Origin of the sequence: Pseudomonas sp. GD04158, from assembly GCF_029834875.1 — a bacterium.
In the GTDB taxonomy this organism is placed as follows: Bacteria; Pseudomonadota; Gammaproteobacteria; order Pseudomonadales; family Pseudomonadaceae; genus Aquipseudomonas; species Aquipseudomonas hydrolytica.
Genome location: NZ_JAODYT010000007.1, coordinates 15,731 through 30,841, shown reverse-complemented (window position 1 = coordinate 30,841; position 15,111 = coordinate 15,731). Strand labels below are relative to the sequence as shown.

Genomic DNA, 15,111 nt, shown 5'->3' with positions numbered 1-15,111 from the left:
CCATGGCCGGCGTTACGCTTGAGTTCGATGCGGTTGCCGCACTGGCGGTTGTCAACGAGGCCGCCGCCGCGCTGGCTGACCCGGCGCCGATGCTGCGCGATATCGGCGAGTACCTGCTGATCGCCCATGACCAGCGCTTCGCCAGCCAGGCCTCGCCGGATGGCACGCCCTGGCAGGCGCTGTCACCGGCCTACCTGAAGCGCAAGAAGAAGAACCGCGACAAGATCCTGGTGCTCGATGGCTTTCTGAAGAACACCCTGCGCTACCAGGTGAACAACAATGAGCTGCTGTTTGGCACGAACCGCATCTACGGCGCGATGATGCACTTCGGTGGCAGCATCGACGTCGCCGCGCGCAGCCAGCAGGCCTACTTCCGCCAGGACGGCAAAACCGGCGACGTAGGCAATACCTTCGTCAGCAAGCGCAAGAGCAACTTCGCCCAGTGGGTCACCATCGGTGCCTACACCATCCAGATTCCGGCGCGGCCCTGGCTGGGTATCAGCGACGACGACAACTACGCCATCGCCGGCATCGCCACCCGTTACCTGATGCCAAATTCCGCATAACGCCAAAACGCGCCAGGAAGGCCCCTGAAGGCGTTTGGGGGCTGCCGTTGTATGCGTGCAGGCGCCTCTGGCCGTTTCTGGGGCTGTTTGGGCGTTTATAAACACGGTAGGTGGGGTGGCATTGACTCACCTTCGCGCGTATCGCTGCAAAACTCCCCGCCGAAAGATTTTTGCCCCGTCAAAATTACTTGCCCGGCCAGCAGCGCCAAGCTGCCGGCATGAAGACAAAACGCACCCCTCTCGCCGTTGCACTCGCCGCCTGCAGTTTCGTACTGGGGGCGCCGGCTGCCGATAACACCATCTGGGTTCAGGTGACGCCGGCTGGCCACTTCCTGCCTGCTGATGGTCGTGAAATCAAGGTGCCGTCCTGGCACATCGACGCGGCGGTGGCCAGCAAGGTCATCGAGCGCTTCCACGCCACCAAGAACAAGCGCGTGGTCGACTACGAACACCAGACCCTGCTCAAGGAAGAGAACGGCCAGCCCGCTCCAGCTGCAGGTTGGTACCAGGCCCTGGAATGGCGTGAAGGCAAAGGCCTGTTCGCCCAGGTGCAGCTGACCGCCCGCGCCGCGCAGTACATCGCCGAGGGCGAGTACCAGTATTTCTCCCCCGTGTTCCTTTACCACCCGACCACCGGCGACGTCCTGGACGTGCAGATGGGCGCGCTCACCAATGCCCCGGCAATCGACGGCATGCAGGAACTCAGCCTGCGCGCCGCCGCGTCGTTCGGCTGTTTCGATGACTCCCCAGAGGAAAACCCCGTGAACCCACTGCTGCTGGCGGTCTGTGCCGCACTCGGCCTGCAGGCCGATAAAACCACCGAAGAGCAGGCGATCGCCGCGCTCACTGCATTCAACACTGACCTGCGCAAGCTGCTGGGTGAAGGCGACGCCTCTGATGGCAAGGCCGTCCTGGCAGCCTGCACCGGCCTGAAGGCCAAGGCTGCCGCCAGCGTCGACCCGGCTCAGTACGTGCCGCTTTCGGTCGTCGACGGGCTGAAGGCCGAGATGGCCGCTCTGACCGCCCGCCTGGGCGAGCGCGACGAGAAGGATCTCGACAGCCAGATCACCGCCGCCCTGGAAGACGGTCGCCTGCACAAGACCATGGAGGAATGGGCGCGTGAACTCGGTAAGAGCAACCGCGCCGCCCTGACTGCCTACCTGGACAAGGCGCAGCCCATCGCGGCCATCACCGGTAGCCAGACTGGGGGCAAACCCCCGGTGGCGGACGAGAAGACTGGTCTCACCCAGGACGAGCTGGCTGTTTGCTCGCGCATGGGCCTGACCGCCGAACAGTTCAAGGCCGCCAAGGCCGAGGAGCAATAAGCCATGACTGCGCTGACCAAAGACCGCAACACCAAGCGCCGCGATGGCGTGCTGTTCTCTGACCCGGTAGCCGCCAGCACCAAGATTTTTGCCGGCGCGCTGGTGTGCATCAACGCCTCGGGCTTCGCCGTGCCGGGCAGCACTGCCACCACTCTGAAAGCCCGTGGGGTGGCGCAGGAGTACGTCGACAACTCCGCTGGTGCTGCGGGTGATGTGCGCGTGGAAACCCGCCGTGGCGTGTTCCCGTTCGTCAACAGCGCCTCGGGCGACGAGATCACCCGCGCCGATATCGGCGCCACGGCCTACATCGTCGACGACCAGACGGTCGCCAAGACCTCTGCCACCAACACCCGCTCGGTTGCCGGCGTTATCCGCGATGTGGATAGCGATGGCGTCTGGGTCGAGATCTAAGGAGCAAGACTCAGATGATCATCAACAAGCAAAACCTCGCCATCCTGCACACCGGCTTCAAGGCTTCTTTCCAGAACGCTTTCGACGGTGCGCCGATCGACTACAACCAGCTGGTGATGGAGGTGAACTCCGGTACCGCCATCGAGCAGTACGGTTGGCTGGGCGCGACCACCCGCTTCCGCGAGTGGATCGGCGACCGCGTGATCCAGAACCTGGCGCTGCATGACTACAGCATCAAGAACAAGAGCTTCGAGAACACCGTGGGCGTGCCCCGCGAGGCGATCGAGGACGATCAATACGGCACCTACAACCCGCTGATGGCCCAGCTGGGTCAGGATGCCAAGGAGCACCCGGCCGAGCTGGTGTATGCACTGCTGAAAAACGGTTTCACCGGCAAGTGCTACGACGGCCAGTTCTTCTTCGATACCGACCACCCGGTGCTCGGCGCCAATGGTCAGGAGACCTCGGTGAGCAACTTCCAGGGCGGCAGCGGTACGCCGTGGTTCCTGCTGGACGTGACGCGCGTGATGCGCCCGATCATCCTGCAGAAGCGCAAGAACTATCAGTTCGTGGCCAAGACCGACGAGAAAGACGAGAACGTCTTCTCCCGCAAGGAGTTCATCTGGGGTGTGGATGCCCGCCTGAACGTCGGCTATGGCCTGTGGCAGCTGGCCTACGCCTCGCGCGAGACGCTGAACGCCGCCAACTTCAACGCAGCCTATGCGGCTATGCAGAGCATGAAGGGCGACAACGGCCGCCCGCTCGGTATCCGCCCGAAGCTGCTGGTGGTGCCGCCCAGCCTGCGCGCCACCGCCATGGAAGTGGTCAAGGCCGAGCGCAACGCCGCCGGCGCCACCAACATCAACCGCGATGTGGTGGACGTGCTGACCACCCCGTGGCTGGCGTGACGGAGGTGTCGCATGGCTGGCACTAAGTCGACCACCAAGGCGCCTGCGAAGGCGCCCGCCAAGAGCGCAGAAAAGGCAGCCCCTGCGACTGCCCCTGCGGCCGCCGAACAGCTGGCCACCCAGCCGGCGGCACCCACTGATAACGCTGCGCCGGCTCAGGTGAACGAGCCGGCCAGCACCGAACAACCCACCGAGAGCGTTCCGGCCCAGGCCGGTGACATGGCCGGGAATGGATCCGGCGTTACTACCGGGCAGGAAGCCCACCCTGTTGTGATCCTGGGTGGCGAGGATATCCGCGAATACCTCTACAAGCTCAAAGCCGCAGGCGAGAACCTGGGCGACCTGATCCCGCTGTCGCAGCTCGATGAGCCGCTGCTGCGCCAGGTCGGCCAGTTCGTCGAGATCGAGGGCTTTGCCGATTTGCCGCCTGAGCATCTGGCTATGCAGATCGAGGCCAAGGTGGGTATCGGCGCATCGGTAACGCCTGCGCCGGTGCCGTATCCACCAGGTGTCGACGTCGGTGTAGATCCATTGGCCGTGGCGTTGAGCGAGTTGAAGCCCGATGCCGTTGTGACTCAACCAGGTGCGGAGGCGCAGGCAGCTACATCGCCTGCAGGTGGCAGTGCCACTGATGCTGTTGATGGCCTGGGCGACGATGGCGACTACGAGGGGCTGTGGATCGAGGCGATTCCCGAGCAGGGCTTCCGCCGCTGCGGCTTTCGCTTCACTCGCGAGGGCTTCGGCATCGCCATCGCCGCGCTGACGGTCGAGCAGATCGAGCAGCTGGAGAACGAGCCCAACCTCAAGGTTGAGCGCGGCATCTTCTCCGGCCGCGTCGGTGAGCGCGTGTACTGACCCATGAACTACATCACCCTCGACGACCTGGCCGAACGCCCAGGCGCAAGCGAACTGGCCCAGGTGGCCACCAAGGCAGGCATGCGCGCGGTGGCCACCGATCTGATGGAGGCCACCCTGCGCGGCTCTGACCGCAGCGCCTGGGCGGCTGACCTGGTCGCCGTTGCGGATGACGCCCTGCAGCGCATCCAGGACGCCGTTGTTGAAGCCGAAAGCATCATCGACGGCAGCCTGGCCAAGCGCAGCTACCCGCTACCGCTCAGCCCGGTGCCGAAACTGGTCACCGGCTGGGCGCGCGATATCGCCCGGTACCTGCTGCACAAGGATCGCGGCGGTAAAGAGGATTCCGACCCGATCGTGCGCAACTACCGGGACGCTCTGAAGTTCCTGGCCATGGTGGTCAAGGGCGAGTTCAGCCTGGGCGCTGAAGACCCGATCACCAGCAACCCGGATCAGCTCGACGTGCGCTTCGAGTCCGCCCCGAGCGTGTTCGATCGCAAGAGCCGGAGGGCGTACTGATGAACTTCGCGCCCCTGGATACCACGCTCGTCGAGAACCGCCTGCGCGACCAGGTGCAGGACTTCGGCCAGATCAACGGAGCCGCCGCGTATCACACGCTCAAGGGCCTGCAGGACTTCCGCACCGGCGATTGCTGGGTGGTGCTGGCCGCCGAGAGCAACCCGGCAGCCGATGGAGGCCAGCCTCGGCGCAAGGCGGCAGCCGCTGCCGTGTTCGGCGTGGTGATCTGCGCCAGGAACTACCGCGACCTGCATGCGGATGCGGCCAAGGATGAAGTGATGAATTTTGTCGGTAAGGCCCGAGAGGCCCTTATCGGCTGGGCCCCAGCCGGCTGGAAGGATTGCATCTGGCTTAAGGGCCAGGTGCTCGATAGCGACAGCGACCGTGTGCTCTGGATCGACATTTACACCACCACCCACGTACTAGGGGGCAACCCGTGAGCAAGCAACCCGAAACAGCAGCCAAGCCGGCTGCCAAGCCCGAGCTGTACAAGGTCAAGCTGGCCAAGCCGCACAAGCATGCCGGCGAGGATAAAACCAAAGGCGCGACCATCGAAGTGACGGCCCCTGAGCGCGACTTCCTGATTCGCGCTGGTGTCGTCGAGACCCCTGAAACCACTGAAGGCGCCACCACGGCTGCCGAATAACGAGGTGCACAATGTCTGAGTCTTACTACTTCGGCCAAGGCAAGCTGTGGATTGCCGAGATCCTCGCGGGTGGCGTCCTGGGCGATTGGGTGTGGGTGGGCGATGTGTCCGAGCTGACCGGCCAGGGCAACGAAACCCGCGTTCAACACCGGGAGTCGTTCAGCGGCGTCAATGCCATGGTGCGCCACTTCGGCAAAGAGGCCGGCATGACCTGGAACGCAACCATGCACCAGCTCGACGCCGACAACGTGGGTCGCTTCACTCGCTCCCGCATGAGTGCGCAAACCGCCGGTACCGTAACCGGTGAGCTGCTGCCGAACCCGGTCACAAATGGTGATCTGATCTCGCTCGATCACATGAACGTGACCGACCTGGTCATTACCGACAGCGCGCCGCCGACCCCGGCTACGCTGGTGCGCGGCACTCACTACGACTACGACATCTTCGGCGATGTCGAGATCCTGACCTTGCCAACCTCGCCGGCGCCGACCCAGCCGTTGAAGGCCGCCTACAGCCACGGTGCAACCAAGCAGGCCGCCTTCTTGGCAGGCACCGACAAGAACTACGCCCTGAAGTACAAGGGCGTGAACCTGGCCGAGAACGGTGCACCCATCCTGGTCGAGCTGTACAAGACCAGCGCCGGCCTGCTGCAGCAGCTGTCGCTCATCACCAGCGGCAACCAGCTGGCAGGCTCGCCGGTCACCTTCACCACGCTGCTGGATTCCAGCAAGCCTGCATCGGGCGACCTGGGTCAGTTTGGCCGCTTCGTTGAGATGGCTGCCTGATCATGGCCCAGCGCAAGGAGAAGAAAGGCATCATCACCGCGCCCGAGGCCCCAGCGGCCGAGGGCGCGGATGACCTGCAGAAACTTCACCCCAACCTGGAGGCGAAGCTCAACGGCCGCATCGTCGTCGTGCGAGAGTACGGCTTCGTCGAGGGCCTGCAGGTTCGCCAGCAGCTCAAGCCGTTCCTGGACGGTTTGTACGAGCTGATCAAAGCCGACTCGGTGCCACCCCTGGAGCAGATCATGGAGCTGGTCGTTGCGCACCTGGATGACGTCCTGCAGGCGGTGGCCGCCTCGGCCGACATCGAGGTCGAGGAGCTGCGCACGCTGAAGGACCAGGACGAAGGCGATGCCCTGCTGCTGAAGTGGTGGACAGCCAACGGCCCTTTTTTCTATCGGCGCGCCCTAAGCCGGATTCTGGCCGAGCGTTACCGGGCGGCCGAGGCGGAAAAGCAGCGCGCTGGGCAGACGTCTACGCCTGCCTCATCCGCGCCGGCTACGGCGACGTCGAGCGAATAGGTCGTTATACCGAGCGGCAGATCCTGCTGTTGTTCGAGGCAGAGAAGCGCCGACGGCGTCTTGAGCGAGCTGAGAACTTCATTGACCTGAACAGGGCGGCGGCCAGCGTCAAAGATGCAGAGGAGCACTTCAGGGCGCTCCAAAAGTAGGTGCCTGCCATAGCCGCCGCCTGGCGGCTTTTTTTGCCTCGTCCAAATTACATCCCGCCCCGCGCGCGCGAGCATGTCGGCATCCCACCCATCTGGATGCTGACCGATGACCAATCGCGGCGATATCGAATTTGCACTGCGCCTGAAGACTGACCTGGAACAGGGTCAGCAGCAGCTGCAGGCGCTCGCCGAGTCCGTCGAGGACGTCGGCGCTGCCGCCGCGACATCGAGCACTCAGCTCGGCCAGATCGGCGAAACCGCCGACCAGCAGACCGCCCGCATCCGCGCCATGGTCGAGGCCAGCCTGCAGCAGCAGGCAGCGACCGATGGCATGGCTGAAAGCATCCAGCGCTCTGCCAGCGCCACCCAGGAGGCCAACAGCGCCTGGCAGCAGAATGCGGCGGCCCAGACCGAGGCGATGAACGCCTACCACAACGCCGAGCGCGCGGCCCAGGAGAAGGCCCAGGCCGATATTCGCGCTGCCGAAGCCGCGGCCCAGGCCGCAGCAGCGACCGAGAAGGAAGGCCAGGAGCTGCAGCAGCTGCTGGGCAAGATCGACCCGGTGATTCGCAAGCTCGACGAGCTGGACAGCATGGAGCAGCAGCTGCGCCGTGCTCGCGCCTCCGGCCAGATCGATCTGGATACCTTCGACGAGTTCAACACCAAGCTCCAGGAGCAACGCCAGCGCCTCGGCGGCACCACGGACGCTATGCGCGTCGCCGGCATCACCGCTGGGCAGTACCAGCAGGCCATGCGTCAGCTGCCGATGCAGATCACCGACATCACCACCAGCCTGGCCAGCGGCATGCCGGTATGGCTGGTGGCCGTGCAGCAAGGCGGGCAGATCCGCGACAGCTTCGGCGGTTGGGCCAACGCTGGTCGTGCCCTGGTCAGCACCATCAATCCGCTGACTCTGGCCATCGCCAGTGTCACTGCTGCGATTGGTGCAACGGTGATCGCCGCTGTCCAGGGGGCAGCCGAGACCTACGAGTATGAAAAGGCCATTGCCCTGACGGGAAATTCGGCGGGCGTGACGTCGGACCAGTTGGCGGCAATGGCCAGGCAGATCGATGGCGTGTCTGGTACGCAGCGGCAGGCTGCGGCGGCCCTGGCCGAGGTAACGGCTGCTGGCAAGTTCACTGCTGACCAGATTCAGTTGATTGCTACCACCGCCGTGGTGATGGAGAACAGCATCGGTCGGGCTGTCAGCGCTACGGTCGACGAGTTCAAGCGCCTGGCCGAGGAGCCGGCAGAGGCTTCCGCCAAGCTGAACGAGCAGTACAACTACCTGACTTTGGCGGTGTACGAGCAGATCGCTGCGTTGGAGGCCCAGGGCGATCAGGCTGGTGCGGCTCAGGTGGCGATGGAGGCTCTAGCCGAGGCCATGCAGAGCCGGGCGGCCGATATCGCCGGTAACCTCGGCCTGGTCGAGTCAGCGTGGCAGGCGATCAAGAATGTCGCCGCTGAGGCCTGGGACGCGATGCTCGACGTAGGCCGGCAGGAAACACCGGAAGATCGGCTTGCGGCCATTCAGCGTCAGCGCCAGGTTGCGCAGTACGGTGTGCGAGGTGATCGCATTGGCGGCACCATTGATCCAGCGCTTGAGGCCCGCCTTGCGGCTGAAGAAGAAGGCATTCGTAAGCAGATCGTGCTGGACGCCGAACTGGCGCAACAGAAAGCCGAGACTGCCGCTGCTGAGCGTGAAGCCATAGCTCAATCGAAAGAGCGCACCAAGGCCGCAGACGCATTCGTCAAAGGTGCAGAGGCCCAGCTGCAGAGTCTGCAGAACCTGACCAGCGTAGAGCGTGCACAGCGGGTGATGCAGGAGCAGAACATCGAGGCCACCAGCGAGCTGGGCCGCCGCATGCTGGAAGCCGCCGCTGCCACCGATAAGCAGCGCGAGGCCAACGAGGCTGAAGCCGAAGCCAAGCGCAGGGCGACCGAGGAGCAACGCAAGGCCACTGCCGCGCAGCGCGAACAGGAGCGCGCCGCTCAAGCCGCGCTGCGCGCCACCGAGCAGAGCATCCGTCAGCAGCTGAGCTATGTGCAGGGCCTGGAGGATCAGGCCGCCAAGATCGGTCTAACGGCTGCCGAGGTGCGTCAGTACGAGCTGGCCGAGAAAGGCCTGACCGGCGCCATGCTCGAGCGTGCTCGAGCAGCGCTGGCTCTGATCGATGCCAGCGAGGTGCAGCGCCAGGCCGACGCCAACGCGCGGGTCAATGCCGGTTTGGAGGCCGAGTTCCTCCGCGCCTCGGGCCGTGAAACCGATGCCGCACTGCTGGAGATCCGCACCAAATTCGCCGGCATGCGCACCGAGTTCGAAAAGGCCGGCAACGAAGCCGGCTTGGCGTGGCTGGACAAGCTGATTCCGGTGGCCGAGGCCAAGGTGCGCGTCGACGACGTGCAGCGCGAGATGGATCGCATCCTGGCCGAGCAGCAGCGCCAGGAGCAGTCGGTCAACGTGCAGCAGGATGCCGGCCTGATCACCGAGCTGCAGGCACGCGAGCGCATCCTGGAGATTCACCGTCAGACTTACGCCCAGCTCGAACAGATCCGCCCGGTGCTGGCCGAGCTGGCCCAGCAGCCTGGTGCGATCGGCGAATCGGCCGCGCAGGCCCTGTACGCCCTGGACGCTCAGGCCCAGCGCCTGATGGCCACCACCACGCTCCTGCAGGAGACCCTGCGCGACGGGCTGACTACAGGTCTCACCGAAGCCCTGACCGGGCTGGCGCGCGGGACCATGACCCTGCGCGAGGCCGTTAGCGCCCTCGGCCAGAGCGTGCTCGATGCGCTCACCCGCATGGCGGCCGAGAATGTTGCCCAGTCCATCGCGGGCGGGGTTATGGGCCTGTTTGGTGGCGGCGGGCAGGATGGCGCAGGCCTCACCGCCGGTGCCGCCGCGGTCACCGGCTCGGCCGGGGCGCTGAGTGCAGCCGGAGCAACGCTGCTGACCGGCGCTGCGGCGATCGAGGCCGCAGCCATCAGCCTGGCCGCTGCCAACAGCGGCTCGGTCGGCGGGGGCGCTGGTGGTTTGGGTGGGCTGTTGTCCGTGTTCAGCGGGGGCGGCGGCGGTGCTGCGGCCGGAGCTGCCACCTACACCGGCGCCTTCGGCTTCGCCGAGGGCGGAAAGGTCAAGGGCCCAGGCACCCCCACCAGCGACTCCATCCTGGCGGCGCTCTCGACCGAGGAGGTGGTGATCCGCGCCGCCTCGGCCATGCAACCAGGTGCGACCGAATTCCTCCTGGACTTCAACGCTCGCGGCATGCAGGCGCTGCACGACTGGGCCTTCCAGTCCGCCTACCACCACAACACCGGCGGCCTGGCCGGCGTACCGGCGCCCGCGCTGGCAGCCCCGAGCCTGGGCAACACCCGCCTGGCCGAGCCGGCCAAGAGCAGCACCACCATCAAGAACGGTGTGAACCTCTACGCCGTACAGCGTCCCGAGGACGTCGCCGCGATGGCGTGGGGCAAGGAAGGGCGCGAGCACTTCATGGTGCTTCTGCAGCAGGACGGCGCTTCGGTTCGGCAGATATTGGGGGTTTAGGTCTTATGCAGCTTCGCACGAGCCAGCAGGCCAATGATCACGCAACAAGCGTGGCCAAGGCGCTCCATTTGAATTTGCTGTGCCTTCTCAACGTAAGGAATGGCGTCAGCTGGCATTTCCACCTGGGCCCCCTCATCGCTCAGCAGACGCTCATAGATTGGCTTGAACTCAGCCACTACCTCGCGGACCTGTTCCTCGGTAAGGCCTGTATCTGGGGTGAGGGTCTCCAGAATGTACTTCTCGACCTGGTCGTAGTGGCGAACTTTCGGCGGGAAATTGATCACTTCACCCATTTCAGTGCTTCCTTGTTGAGTAGGTAACGCCTTTATGCCTCACCAGATTGGCTTCGTCGACAACTCGGGCGGCGTGCTCGCCCACTACAAGATGCTGGAGACCATCCGCGACTTCGCGGCGGCGAACGGCTGGACGGTCCTGCGCTACAACACCGCCCCGGCCAACCGCGAGTTGATCCTCAAGGGGGTGGGCTACACCGGGGAAGAGGAGATCTTCGTCGGGTTCAGGACCTACCAGGACGCCTCGGCCGACTACTACAACCTGGTTGCGGCTGCGTTCACCGGATACGTTGCCGGCAACACCTTTGACACCCAACCAGGTGCCCGACTCTCTGGCGTGCCGGCGCACAACAACCGCATCGACTACTGGCTGACCCTCAACCCGCAGCGCATTGCCCTGGCTATGAAGGTCGGCACGCCCGTGTACGAAAGCTGCTACGTAGGCAAGATGCTGCCGTATGGCCGGCCGAGCCAGTACCCGTACCCCGTTGTGTGTGGCGGCATGCTGACTGGCGCCGCAGCTACGCGCTTCAGCGAGGCCACTCACTCCATGCCGTACAAGGGCAATCGCTTCGGCTTGGGTCTGCGCAGCAATGATGCGTGGATTCAGCCGCAGGCCTACCCGTGGAGTAATACCTGGATCGCTGGCACCGGGGCGTCAGCAACGTCTCCGAATCTCCGTGAGACCGACAACATCTATCACCTGTTACCGATCGAGCTGCATGACGCAGCAAACATCTGGGGCTCGCTCGACGGCATCTTCTACATCACCGGCTTCAACAACGCGGTCGAGAACACCCTTGTTATCGATGGCGATGACTACGTCGTGATCCAGGACGTTTCCCGCACCGGCCACACCGACTACTACGCAATGAGGCTCGACGACTGATGGCCTATTACACCGGCTCGGCGGCTGATATGAGCGGTATTCGCAGCGCTCTCGTCGCGGCATGTACAGACAACGGATGGACATGGAACGCCGCTACCAATGTACTCAGCAAGGGCTCGCTCCATCTGCTGCTGACCAATGACGCCATCAACATGTCTCTAACTGGGCGCACGTCGGCTTCTTCCGGGAACATGCCCAACGAGGTTCAGATCGGCCGTTTGATGGCCAAGGCCGGCACTCCAACGCTCGACGTGACATACCCGGCGCAGTACGACATTTTCGTTTTTACTGCCCCGGTTGATGAGGTCTGGTTGACGGTTCGCTACGACGTCGATCGATATCAATGGTGCGCATTTGGTCGCTCAGTCATCCAGCTGCCGGGTACGGGGATGTTTGTCGCTGCTATCCGCGGCTCGGTGCCTATCAACCATGACGTGCCAACGGTGGTCTCGCCATTCCATATCGGTCCCGCCGCGGGTGGAGCTGATCGCAGTGGTAGCCACGGACTAACATCTGGGGCGTTCGGTTGGAACACGTCCGGCCGGGCATTCCCGGCGCAGAGAGACGTCTACCTACACTCAGACCTGGATGGGAACGGGTGGAACTTGCGGCTTAACGACCCCAGTGCAGCGCTGCCCGGCGTTAATGCCTTTTCGCAACTCGTTGCTGCGCAGCCGTCGGCCTGGAACAGTGAGGCTGCGTTGATTCCGATGCGTCTCTACCGCTTCCGGGCATCTAACAAGCTCAGCCTGGTGGCCGACTTGGTTAATGTTCGGCACGTGCGCAATGACAACTATGTTCCAGGTCAGATCATAGAAATTGGTCCCGACCGCTGGAAGACGTTCCCATGGCATAGGCGTGATGGTGTTGTGCGCAATGGAACCGGTGGAGGCACCGCATTCGACAACATCGACCATAGCGGCACCTTCGGCTACGCCGTGCGCTATGACGGGCCCTGAATATGGCTATTCTGCAAGGCCTGCTCCGGGCAGCTAGCACGGGTGGTTTCACCGAACCGCAATGGGCGGCGGACCTCTATACCCGTGCAGTGGGCGCATCCCCGGCTGATATGCAGCGCACACCTGGTGGTGCTGCGCTCTCGATGCACTGGCCGGTTGAGGCCAACGGGCGTGAGATCAACGGGCGGCGAGGGGGTAGCTTCCTTGACGACTACTATTTCCGGGTCCATATCACCCCGAGCCGGCTGGATCTGGGCAACGTCGTCTCCGCGCAGACGAGCCCTGTGTTTCTCTGGAATGCCTTCCTCGGTGCTCGTACGCTGACCAGCATTGAGGGCCTGGATGAGGGGATACAGGTTGGCGGCCAACCAGCACCGCCGTTGCTGTTCCCTGGCCTGAAGGAGTTGTCCTGGGATGTGACCGTCACTCCAGACGGACAACCCGTCCTTGATACCGTAGTTACCTGGCTATTTGACAACGGTAGCGCACCCGGCCTACGGATCACCGCCAACCGCATTATCGCCTGGACATTCGCGCCCGACTGGGGTGATGGCATCGATGAGGTGCTCTCGGCACTGACTGATGTGCTGCAGAGCGAGTCGGCCGTCAGTCAGCGCCGCCGTCTGCGCATCGCGCTGCGTCGTGAATTTTCCGGGCCGATGTATGCCGAGGGGCGCGAGCGACAGCTGCTCGATCTCGCGCTGTTCGGCTGGAGTGATCGTATCTGGTCGATCCCGATCTGGCCGGACATCCAGCTGCTGCAGGTGGCTATCGCCGCCGACTCTGCATTCATTCCCTGCAGCACGCAGTACCTGGACTTTCGTGACGGCGGCTTGGCGATGCTGCGCGGTGAGGACGCCTTTACCAGTGAGACGGTCGAGATCCTCGACGTCCTCAGCAACGGGCTGCAGCTCAAGCGCAACACACAGCAGCCCTGGCCGGCTGGCTCGCGCCTGTATCCAGCTCGCGCCGCCCAGCTGCTCGAAGAACCTACTCAGCGCAAGCTCACCGATCGTCTCGTCGAAGCAGAGGTTCGCTTTTTGGTGGTCGAGCCCTCGGATTGGCCCGAATGGCTGCCCGCCACCTTATATAGAGGCTACCCGGTATGGGCGCGCCGGCCGGACGAGACCGAGGACCTGACCCATGCGGCCGAGCGGCTGCGCAAAACGCTAGACAGCGGCTTCGCCCAGCCCCTGATCACTGACGCAGCCAGGCGTGCGTTGCAGGTGCTCGGCCAGCGCCATGTCGACCTGGGGCGCGAAGCGCGGGCGTTGGTTCGATCCTTCATCTATGGCATGCGCGGCCGGCAGCAGGCCGTATGGGTGCCAACCCACATGGATGACGTGACCCTCTTGGCAACTGTCTCGGCGGTGGCCACCACCATGGATATCACCCATATCGGCTACACCCGCTTCAGCGCCGGCAAGGCCGGTCGGCGGGATATCCGCATTGAGCTGTGGGACGGCACCGTGCGCATGCGCCGCATCATCGGTTCGACGGAGATCAACAGCCAGGTCGAGCGCCTGGCGCTCAGTAGCGGCCTGGGCATCGAGGTGCAGCCGCACCAGGTCGCGCGCATCAGCTGGATGAACCTGATGCGCTTCGAGAGCGATGTGCAGCGCATCCAGCACATGACCGACAGCGAAGGCGTTGCCGCCTGGGCAACGGTATTTAAAGAGGAGCGGGATGATGAGCTTTAGCAGTCGTGAGACCTCGCTCGCGACTGGCGCGCCACTCCGCTTCTATGAGTTCCGCCGCGGTGTGATGCGCTGGCTGTATATCAGCTGCGACCGTGACGTGACCGTGGGGACCCAGGTGTTCCGCACGGTGCGCGGCGGCATCAGTGACAACGGCATCCGCCAGAGCGGCGTGGCCAAGCAGGATTCGCTGCTGATCACCGCGCCAGCCGACATTGAGGTCGCCGAGCCGTTTCGCAACAGCATCCCCAGCTCGAAGATCGGCCTGATCATCTATGACGGCCACTACGGCGAAGCCGAGCGCAAGTGGCGCTATACCGGCAGCATCGCCAGCGTGCGCTGGCCCGAGCTGGACCGCTGCACCATCACATGCCAGAGCATTGATGCGGAAATGGACCGGCCTGGCCTGAGCGATACGTTCAGCCGCACCTGCACAACGTATCTCGGTTCGCCCTGGTGCAAGGTCGACCTCAACCCACTGCGCGTCGATACCACCATCCAGGCCATGACTGGCGCCACCATCAGCAGTGGGGCTCTTGCCGCGTTCCCGGACGGCTGGTTCACCGGCGGGTGGGTCGAGTGGCCGATCGGCCAGGGCGAATACGACAGGCGCACAATCGAGCGGCATATAGGCGGCGTGCTTACCCTGCTGGGCGGCACCGTAGCACTCGGCCTCGGCCGAGCGATTCGCGTGTTCCCCGGCTGCGACTTCCTGGCCACTACCTGCCACAGCAAGTTCAACAACCTTGCCAACATGCGGGCTACACCGCAGATGGATGGCAAATCCCCCTTCGACGGCGAGCAGGTGTTCTGACATGTGGCCACAGATTGCGATTTTGGTGGCGTCGTTTCTCCTCAACCAGGCAACCGCGCCCAAGCCGAAGAAGCCCAAGCCAGCCTTCTTCCAGGACTTCGACTTCCCGCGGTGCGACGAAGGGACCGAGAAGGAGTGGATCTTCGGCCAGGTGTGGGCGAGGGACTGGATGGTGCTATCGGTGCGTAACCAGCGCAGCCAGGCAATCAAGGTGAAAGGGAGCAAGAAGTGAG

At 64.1% G+C, this 15,111-nt stretch carries 17 protein-coding genes; 16 read left to right on the top strand and 1 reads right to left on the bottom strand.

Annotated elements, in window-relative coordinates:
• The first annotated feature begins 2 nt into the window (after nucleotides 1–2).
• From N7333_RS04670 to N7333_RS04620, 11 genes are all read left to right on the top strand, one after another.
• Nucleotides 3–566 carry a phage virion morphogenesis protein gene (locus N7333_RS04670; RefSeq protein ID WP_279858546.1) on the top strand — a complete coding sequence of 188 codons (564 nt, stop codon included), beginning with the start codon at nucleotides 3–5 and terminating at the stop codon, nucleotides 564–566.
• Nucleotides 567–784: 218 nt separating this feature from the next.
• Nucleotides 785–1,891: a phage protease gene (locus N7333_RS04665; RefSeq protein ID WP_279858545.1), complete on the top strand. Its 1,107-nt coding sequence runs from the start codon at nucleotides 785–787 to the stop codon at nucleotides 1,889–1,891.
• A 3-nt stretch (nucleotides 1,892–1,894) separates the two neighbouring features.
• Nucleotides 1,895–2,302 carry a hypothetical protein gene (locus N7333_RS04660; RefSeq protein ID WP_279858544.1) on the top strand — a complete coding sequence of 136 codons (408 nt, stop codon included), beginning with the start codon at nucleotides 1,895–1,897 and terminating at the stop codon, nucleotides 2,300–2,302.
• Nucleotides 2,303–2,316: 14 nt separating this feature from the next.
• On the top strand, nucleotides 2,317–3,210 hold the full coding sequence (locus tag N7333_RS04655) for a Mu-like prophage major head subunit gpT family protein (protein WP_279858543.1): 894 nt from the start codon (nucleotides 2,317–2,319) through the stop codon (nucleotides 3,208–3,210).
• Nucleotides 3,211–3,222: 12 nt separating this feature from the next.
• On the top strand, nucleotides 3,223–4,065 hold the full coding sequence (locus N7333_RS04650) for an HI1506-related protein (RefSeq protein WP_279858542.1): 843 nt from the start codon (nucleotides 3,223–3,225) through the stop codon (nucleotides 4,063–4,065).
• A gap of 3 nt (nucleotides 4,066–4,068) precedes the next feature.
• Nucleotides 4,069–4,584 carry a DUF1320 domain-containing protein gene (locus N7333_RS04645; RefSeq protein WP_279858541.1) on the top strand — a complete coding sequence of 172 codons (516 nt, stop codon included), beginning with the start codon at nucleotides 4,069–4,071 and terminating at the stop codon, nucleotides 4,582–4,584.
• Complete coding sequence (locus tag N7333_RS04640; protein WP_279858539.1) at nucleotides 4,584–5,024, top strand: hypothetical protein; 441 nt, start codon at nucleotides 4,584–4,586, stop codon at nucleotides 5,022–5,024. Before N7333_RS04645 ends, N7333_RS04640 begins: the two co-directional genes overlap by 1 nt.
• Nucleotides 5,021–5,230 (top strand): hypothetical protein, encoded by a 210-nt coding sequence (locus N7333_RS04635; RefSeq protein WP_279858538.1) that lies wholly within the window; start codon nucleotides 5,021–5,023, stop codon nucleotides 5,228–5,230. Before N7333_RS04640 ends, N7333_RS04635 begins: the two co-directional genes overlap by 4 nt.
• An 11-nt stretch (nucleotides 5,231–5,241) precedes the next feature.
• Complete coding sequence (locus N7333_RS04630) at nucleotides 5,242–6,015, top strand: hypothetical protein (RefSeq protein ID WP_279858537.1); 774 nt, start codon at nucleotides 5,242–5,244, stop codon at nucleotides 6,013–6,015.
• Nucleotides 6,016–6,017: 2 nt separating this feature from the next.
• The gene (locus N7333_RS04625) at nucleotides 6,018–6,533 is read left to right on the top strand and encodes a DUF6631 family protein (RefSeq protein ID WP_279858536.1); all 516 of its coding nucleotides are present in this window, start codon (nucleotides 6,018–6,020) and stop codon (nucleotides 6,531–6,533) included.
• 255 nt (nucleotides 6,534–6,788) lie between these two features.
• Nucleotides 6,789–10,226 (top strand): phage tail length tape measure family protein, encoded by a 3,438-nt coding sequence (locus N7333_RS04620; RefSeq protein WP_279858534.1) that lies wholly within the window; start codon nucleotides 6,789–6,791, stop codon nucleotides 10,224–10,226.
• Here N7333_RS04620 and N7333_RS04615 read toward each other — a convergent pair.
• Complete coding sequence (locus N7333_RS04615) at nucleotides 10,223–10,519, bottom strand: hypothetical protein (RefSeq protein ID WP_279858533.1); 297 nt, start codon at nucleotides 10,517–10,519, stop codon at nucleotides 10,223–10,225. The two genes, N7333_RS04620 and N7333_RS04615, sit on opposite strands and share 4 nt — an antisense overlap.
• A gap of 34 nt (nucleotides 10,520–10,553) precedes the next feature.
• Between N7333_RS04615 and N7333_RS04610 the strand changes: the two genes are divergently transcribed.
• Genes N7333_RS04610 through N7333_RS04590 form a run of 5 tightly spaced genes read left to right on the top strand, consistent with a single transcriptional unit; the run spans nucleotide 10,554 to nucleotide 15,110 of the window.
• The gene (locus tag N7333_RS04610; protein WP_279858532.1) at nucleotides 10,554–11,408 is read left to right on the top strand and encodes a hypothetical protein; all 855 of its coding nucleotides are present in this window, start codon (nucleotides 10,554–10,556) and stop codon (nucleotides 11,406–11,408) included.
• Nucleotides 11,408–12,367, top strand: coding sequence for a hypothetical protein (locus N7333_RS04605; RefSeq protein ID WP_129483254.1), 960 nt, complete (start codon nucleotides 11,408–11,410; stop codon nucleotides 12,365–12,367). Before N7333_RS04610 ends, N7333_RS04605 begins: the two co-directional genes overlap by 1 nt.
• 2 nt (nucleotides 12,368–12,369) lie before the next feature.
• Entirely contained in the window at nucleotides 12,370–14,067 is a 1,698-nt protein-coding gene (locus N7333_RS04600; protein WP_129483255.1) for a hypothetical protein, read from the top strand.
• Nucleotides 14,057–14,878 (top strand): phage BR0599 family protein, encoded by an 822-nt coding sequence (locus N7333_RS04595; protein WP_129483256.1) that lies wholly within the window; start codon nucleotides 14,057–14,059, stop codon nucleotides 14,876–14,878. Before N7333_RS04600 ends, N7333_RS04595 begins: the two co-directional genes overlap by 11 nt.
• A gap of 1 nt (nucleotide 14,879) precedes the next feature.
• A complete protein-coding gene (locus N7333_RS04590) occupies nucleotides 14,880–15,110 on the top strand; it encodes a hypothetical protein (RefSeq protein ID WP_129483257.1) in 231 nt (76 codons plus the stop codon).
• Nucleotide 15,111 lies beyond the last annotated feature (1 nt).

Excerpts from the sequence above, each read along its gene's own strand:
- N7333_RS04610 (WP_279858532.1), top strand. The coding sequence starts at position 10,554 with ATGCCTCACCAGATTGGCTTCGTCGACAACTCGGGCGGCGTGCTCGCC.
- N7333_RS04645 (WP_279858541.1), top strand. The coding sequence starts at position 4,069 with ATGAACTACATCACCCTCGACGACCTGGCCGAACGCCCAGGCGCAAGC.
- N7333_RS04590 (WP_129483257.1), top strand. The coding sequence starts at position 14,880 with ATGTGGCCACAGATTGCGATTTTGGTGGCGTCGTTTCTCCTCAACCAG.
- N7333_RS04660 (WP_279858544.1), top strand. The coding sequence starts at position 1,895 with ATGACTGCGCTGACCAAAGACCGCAACACCAAGCGCCGCGATGGCGTG.
- N7333_RS04650 (WP_279858542.1), top strand. The coding sequence starts at position 3,223 with ATGGCTGGCACTAAGTCGACCACCAAGGCGCCTGCGAAGGCGCCCGCC.
- N7333_RS04655 (WP_279858543.1), top strand. The coding sequence starts at position 2,317 with ATGATCATCAACAAGCAAAACCTCGCCATCCTGCACACCGGCTTCAAG.
- N7333_RS04630 (WP_279858537.1), top strand. The coding sequence starts at position 5,242 with ATGTCTGAGTCTTACTACTTCGGCCAAGGCAAGCTGTGGATTGCCGAG.
- N7333_RS04665 (WP_279858545.1), top strand. The coding sequence starts at position 785 with ATGAAGACAAAACGCACCCCTCTCGCCGTTGCACTCGCCGCCTGCAGT.
- N7333_RS04595 (WP_129483256.1), top strand. The coding sequence starts at position 14,057 with ATGAGCTTTAGCAGTCGTGAGACCTCGCTCGCGACTGGCGCGCCACTC.
- N7333_RS04670 (WP_279858546.1), top strand. The coding sequence starts at position 3 with ATGGCCGGCGTTACGCTTGAGTTCGATGCGGTTGCCGCACTGGCGGTT.
- N7333_RS04640 (WP_279858539.1), top strand. The coding sequence starts at position 4,584 with ATGAACTTCGCGCCCCTGGATACCACGCTCGTCGAGAACCGCCTGCGC.
- N7333_RS04615 (WP_279858533.1), bottom strand. The coding sequence starts at position 10,519 with ATGGGTGAAGTGATCAATTTCCCGCCGAAAGTTCGCCACTACGACCAG.
- N7333_RS04620 (WP_279858534.1), top strand. The coding sequence starts at position 6,789 with ATGACCAATCGCGGCGATATCGAATTTGCACTGCGCCTGAAGACTGAC.
- N7333_RS04625 (WP_279858536.1), top strand. The coding sequence starts at position 6,018 with ATGGCCCAGCGCAAGGAGAAGAAAGGCATCATCACCGCGCCCGAGGCC.
- N7333_RS04605 (WP_129483254.1), top strand. The coding sequence starts at position 11,408 with ATGGCCTATTACACCGGCTCGGCGGCTGATATGAGCGGTATTCGCAGC.
- N7333_RS04600 (WP_129483255.1), top strand. The coding sequence starts at position 12,370 with ATGGCTATTCTGCAAGGCCTGCTCCGGGCAGCTAGCACGGGTGGTTTC.